This window comes from Massilia sp. P2_C2, assembly GCF_056404615.1.
The window spans coordinates 1-5,152 of the sequence record NZ_JBFUDR010000377.1; the positions used below are offsets into that span (position 1 = coordinate 1).

Here is a 5,152-nt window from a genome sequence, read left to right on the forward strand (position 1 = left end):
GCGCTCGCCAGGCGGCCGGGTGGTCTTTGACGGGTGCGGATATGTCGAACTGACTCGTGAGAATGGTGGAGACCGAATGCTGACATCGACTTATACCCTCGTCGCCCTGTCCGTCGAACAGACGACGGTGCGGGCGGCCCTGCAGTCGCTGCTCGATGAATTGCGCGCGCTGCCGGGCGACTTCAGCACCCTGGCCGCCGGCCGCGCGGCCCAGTTGTGTACCGCGCTGCGCCAGGCGTACGACAACTGTCACTGGCGCAAGCTGGACAAATTCCTCGTGCCGGTCCTGCGCCGCAGTACGGCGGCCGCCGACGGGTTGCTGACGGAGCTCGAACGCCTGAGCGGCCAGGCCGCCGCCGCGATGGACGTGGCCGAAGCGTGCGTCGGCGCGGCCGATCGTCCGGTGCCGCGTGACGTGTTCTGCGGCGCCATCGAAGGCTGCGTCGCGGCCCTGCGTCGCCGGCTGGAGCGGGAAGAGCACGAGCTGTTCCCGCTGGCGCGCGGCGCCGTCGGGGGCGATGCCTGGTTTGCGATCGCCAACCAGATGCTGGCCCACGATGCTTATGTGCAGGAACGCCGTGCCGGCCCGCGGCGCCCGGATCACGAACTGATCGGGCCTGCCGGCCATGTGGTGCAGGGACACGATCCGTTGCAACCCGAGTCCGCACGGCGGCATACGATGTTGACCATTGCCCACTGACATCCGGCGCCATGCATCACGAGTGAATGGGCATGAACGGACATGTTGTACGCACGCGCAGGGCTGGCGTCACGAGGCCATCAGGGTTCTTTGCTATGATGGCGATTTTGGAAGTGCGATTTCATCATGTTCGAGTTCCTATTCAAGCGGCCGGGCGACAACAAGTCGGGTGCCAAGCCGGCCGGAAAGGGCGCGCAGGGAGCGCAGGGTGCGCCGGCGGGAGCGCAAGCCGAGCCGTCCGTACCTGCGAACACCCATCAACGCACGGCCCAGGCTGAAAAGCTGAGCCGCATCGGGGATGACGAAGCCGCTGCGGTGGAATTCATCCTGCAATGCGAGTTTTCCGAGCTGCGGCTGGCCGCTGCTGACCTCGTCCATAGCCCGGAGCGGCTCGAGCGCATCCATGCCGCGATGCGCAACATGGATCGCCGCGTCGCCAAGCTGATGCAGTCGCGCCTCGATGCGTACCGCCACCGTGAAGCTGAGCACCGCCGCGCCGAAGCCGCCGTCGGGCAGGCCGAAGCCCTCCTCAAGGAAGCCCTGCTGACGCCGAACCACGTTGCCGAGCTGGACCGTAAGTGGTCCGTGATCTCCGCACCCGAACTCGACGCCGCGTTTCAGACCGCGCGCGCCGCGCTGGCCCAGCGCCTGGAAGCCCAGGTGGCCCTGCAGCGCGCCATGATCGACCGTGTGGCCGCGCTGCGCCAGCTGGAAGGCGCGGGTCTGCCGGCCGTCGAGCTGGCGCAGCGTCTCGATGCGTTGGCGCAGGAACAGGAAGAAGCGCTGCGCGCGCCCGAGCATCCGTCGCTGCCGCGCGCGCTCGTGGCCGAGTTCGCCGCCGGAATGCAGAAGCTGCGGGCGACCCTCGAAGTGCAGGAAGCCGGCCAGGCCGCGCTGGCGGCATGCGCGGCCTTCCTCGATGCCCAGCAGGCGAAACCGGTTGCCGAACTGAACGCCGAGACGCTGCGGCGCGAGTGGAAAGCGTTGCCGGTGCCGCCCCCTGGGGATGAGGCCGCCGGACTGCAACGGCGCTTCGATGCTCTGCTGGCGTCGCTGCCGCAGCCGGAGCCGCGCAAGCCGAAAGAAGCACGGGAGGCCAGGCCCGCCGCGCCGGACGGTGCCCACGGCGGCAAGGGCGCCGGCAAGGATACGCACCGGGACGGCAGCAAGGATGGCAAACCGCGCGGTGCCGACCAGCATTTCCTCGACACGATGGAGGCGATGGAAGCCGCCCTGCAACAGGGTTCGCTGGGTGCCGCCGCCGACCACGACAAGACGCTGAAGGAGGTGCGCGAGAAGGGCATGCGCCTCACCGCCGCCCAGTCCGACCGCCTGGCCCATCTGCGCGCCGAGCTCAAGCGCCTGTCCGACTGGGCGCGCTGGGGCGGCAACGTGTCGCGCGAGGAACTCATCAAGACCGTCGAGGCCTTGCCCACGCAAAACCTGGCGATGAGCGAGCTGGCCAAGAAGGTGGGCAGCATGCGCGACCGCTGGAAGGCGCTCGACAGCCTGTCCGGCGCTGCGCCGAAGAGCCTGTGGGAACGCTTCGATGCCGCCTGCACGGCCGCGTATGCGCCGGCCGCCGCCCACTTCCGCCACCTGGCCGACGAGCGCCATGCGAACGCGGCGCGCGGCCAGGCCATCGTCGAGGAAGCGCAGGCCGAGATCGCGCGTCTGCAGGACGGCAGCGTCGAGTGGAAACACGTGGCCGGCACGGTACAGCGCCTGCGCCTGGCGTGGAGCCACCTGGGCGCCATCGACCGCAAGGAAAAGAAACGCCTGGACGCGCTGTTCACGGATGCGCTGAACATTCTGCAGGGACCGCTGGAAGAACAGCGCAAGGCCGAGATGGCCGAACGCGAGGCGATCATCGAGGAAGCGGCCGCGATCGATCCGCACGACCGCCACGCGATCGACACGATGCGCGCGCTGCAGCAGCGCTGGCAGGACCATGCACGCGCGTTGCCGCTCGAACGCAAGAGCGAACAGGCGCTGTGGCAGCGCTTCCGCGCGGTCTGCGACGAGGTGTTCCATCGTCGCAAGGAATCGATGCACGAGGCCGACATCGAGCGCCGCGCCCACGAGGCCGCCAAGGAAGCCATCAGCGCGCGCCTCGAAGCATCTGCCGCCGACGTCACCCCGGCCACGGCCGCGAAGCTGTTGCGCGAAGCGCAGGCCGAGTGGCAGGCGATCGGTCCCGTGCCGCGCGCCCACGAGGCCCGGGTGGAGAAACGCTACCATGCGGCCGTCGCGCTCGTGCAGCAGCATGTCGACCAGGTGCGCCGCGCCGCCGGCGTCGCCCAGGCGGGTATGCTGCGCGACAAGCTGCGCCTCGTTCAGGAACTGGAACAGGCCGTAGTAAAGGATGGCGCGGGCGATACCGACTGGGACGCGCGTTGGACCGCGTTGTCGGCCCTCGACGCCGATATGGAACGCGTGCTGCGCACCCGCTTCGATGCCGCGCTGGCCGCGCTGCGCGGCGGTCCGGAGGCGCGGGCCGCGTATGCGCGCCAGCTGGAAGGCAACCGGGACGCCCTGCTGCACGAGTTGCTGCGCCTGGAGATCGGCGCCGGCATCGACAGCGGTCCGGAATTCGCGCGCGAGCGCCTGAAACTGCAGGTCGAAGTGCTGCAGTCGTCGCTCAAGTCCGGGCACGGCGTCCGGGGTGCCCAGGATGGCGCCACGGCGCGCCTGCGCGACCTGTGTGCGCTGCCGGCGTTCGTGGACGCGCGCACGGCGTCCCGTATCGAGCAGCTCGCGCTGCGCCTGGCCAGGGAGGGTAAGTGAGCAACGAAGTAAGGAACGTCACGGAAGTCCGCGTCGAGACCACGGATTTCGACCTCGGCACGGAGATCGCACGGCTGCGCGCGGGCGATGCGCGCGTGGGGGCCGTCGTCAGTTTCGTCGGCACCGTGCGTGACATGAACGACGGCGACAGCGTGGCCGAACTGGAGCTTGAGCATTATCCCGGCATGACGGAACGCGCGCTGCACGACATCGTCGAACAGGCGCGCGCCCGCTGGCCGCTGTATGGCGTCCTCGTGATTCACCGCGTCGGTCCAATGCGGCCGCTCGACCAGATCGTCCTCGTCGCCTGCACGGCCGCGCACCGGGGCGAGGCGTTCGCGGCCTGCGAATTCATCATGGATTACCTGAAAACCGACGCCCCGTTCTGGAAGAAGGAACAGACGCCGAACGGCGCGCGCTGGGTCGATGCGCGCGTGACGGACGACGCGGCGCGGGCCAAGTGGGCCAGCCGCTGAGCTGGATCGCCGTCGCCGTCGGGGCGACCCTCGGTGCCTGGCTGCGCTGGGGCCTGACCGTCTTCCTCGGCCATTTTCACGCCCACATCCAGCTGGGGACGCTCGTCGCCAACCTGGCGGGCGGCTACCTGATCGGGCTGGCGCTCGGTTTCTTCGACGCCTTGCCCGCGCTGGCGCCGGCCTGGCGCCTGTTCGTCATTACCGGATTTCTCGGCGGTTTGACGACGTTTTCCAGTTTTTCCGGCGAAGCGATGGTGTTGCTGCAGCGTGGACATTACAGTTGGGCACTGGGTCACGTGGCGCTGCATCTGCTGGGCTCGATCGGCTTTTGCGTCGCGGGATATGCGACCTGGCGTGCCATTGCCTGATACCTCACCGGCGTTCGCTTGCGCGCAAGGTGTGGCCCGATGCACTCTGGCAAAGTCCAGTTTTCACTCATCGGAGACCGCCATGAACCAGCACACGTCCGCCCGCCCAAGCCCCGCCTTCGTGGGCGCCTCCTGGAGCGCGATGATTGTCGGCATCGCCGCCTACCTCATCGGCTTGTGGAATGCGCAGATGCAGCTCAACGAAAAGGGGTATTACCTCTCCATTCTGCTGTACGGTTGCTTCGCCGCCGTGTCCCTGCAAAAGACCGTGCGCGACCGTGCCGAAGGCTTGTCCGTCACGGGCATGTACGTCGGTATCTGCTGGATGTCGCTGATCACAGCCGTCGGACTGCTGACGGTGGGGCTGTGGAATGCCACGCTGATGCCCAGCGAAAAGGGCTTTTATGCGATGTCGTTCGTGCTCACGCTGTTCGCCATCGTCGCCGTGCAGAAGAACGTGCGCGACCTGGCCGCGGCGGACGACGTCCCGGCCGCGCAACAGGCCTGATTCACGACTTGCCCGCCCGCTGGCGCCGCGCGGGCAGGTCCGCCAGCCGCGTATCCGCCGCGTCGGGCAACGCCGTGTGCTTGCCCTGGCCGATGCGCTGGGCCCGGTAAATGCCCGTGTGGCCGGAAAACAGGTACGCGAGCACGCAGCCGACGGCCGCATACACGCCCGTTTCCGCACCGAAGAGTTCCATCGCCATCAGGGTCGAGGCGATCGGCGTATTTGCCGCGCCCGCGAACACGGCCACGAAACCGACGCCGGCCAGCAGGGAAAACGGCAGGTGCAGCAGCGGCGCCAGCGCGTTGCCGAGCGT

General features: G+C 68.5%; 6 protein-coding genes. 5 read left to right on the forward strand and 1 reads right to left on the reverse strand.

The genetic code is table 11. From position 1 onward, the window contains the following. Positions 1 to 76: 76 nt before the first annotated feature. The 5 genes from AC1DYX_RS27470 to yiaA all read left to right on the forward strand — a co-directional run bounded on the left by AC1DYX_RS27470 (position 77) and on the right by yiaA (position 4,839). Positions 77 to 700 (forward strand): hemerythrin domain-containing protein, encoded by a 624-nt coding sequence (locus AC1DYX_RS27470; RefSeq protein WP_477264807.1) that lies wholly within the window; start codon positions 77 to 79, stop codon positions 698 to 700. Between the two features lie 126 nt (positions 701 to 826). Continuing rightward, a complete protein-coding gene (locus tag AC1DYX_RS27475; RefSeq protein WP_477264809.1) occupies positions 827 to 3,487 on the forward strand; it encodes a DUF349 domain-containing protein in 2,661 nt (886 codons plus the stop codon). Beyond that, a complete protein-coding gene (gene moaE / locus AC1DYX_RS27480) occupies positions 3,484 to 3,963 on the forward strand; it encodes a molybdopterin synthase catalytic subunit MoaE (protein WP_477264811.1) in 480 nt (159 codons plus the stop codon). Before AC1DYX_RS27475 ends, moaE begins: the two co-directional genes overlap by 4 nt. Further along, positions 3,948 to 4,331 (forward strand): fluoride efflux transporter CrcB, encoded by a 384-nt coding sequence (gene crcB, locus AC1DYX_RS27485; protein WP_477264813.1) that lies wholly within the window; start codon positions 3,948 to 3,950, stop codon positions 4,329 to 4,331. The genes moaE and crcB overlap by 16 nt, the downstream gene beginning before the upstream one ends. An 82-nt stretch (positions 4,332 to 4,413) precedes the next feature. Next, positions 4,414 to 4,839, forward strand: a complete 426-nt coding sequence (gene yiaA / locus AC1DYX_RS27490) for an inner membrane protein YiaA (protein ID WP_477264815.1) — start codon at positions 4,414 to 4,416, stop codon at positions 4,837 to 4,839. 1 nt (position 4,840) lies between these two features. Here the strand turns inward: yiaA and AC1DYX_RS27495 are convergent. After that, positions 4,841 to 5,152 (reverse strand): chloride channel protein (locus tag AC1DYX_RS27495; protein WP_477264817.1); only part of this gene is annotated, 312 nt, incomplete at its 5' end.

What these genes read in the sequence shown, in the direction of transcription:
- yiaA (WP_477264815.1), top strand. Translation starts at nt 4,414, where the DNA reads ATGAACCAGCACACGTCCGCCCGCCCAAGCCCCGCCTTCGTGGGCGCC.
- AC1DYX_RS27475 (WP_477264809.1), top strand. Translation starts at nt 827, where the DNA reads ATGTTCGAGTTCCTATTCAAGCGGCCGGGCGACAACAAGTCGGGTGCC.
- AC1DYX_RS27470 (WP_477264807.1), top strand. Translation starts at nt 77, where the DNA reads ATGCTGACATCGACTTATACCCTCGTCGCCCTGTCCGTCGAACAGACG.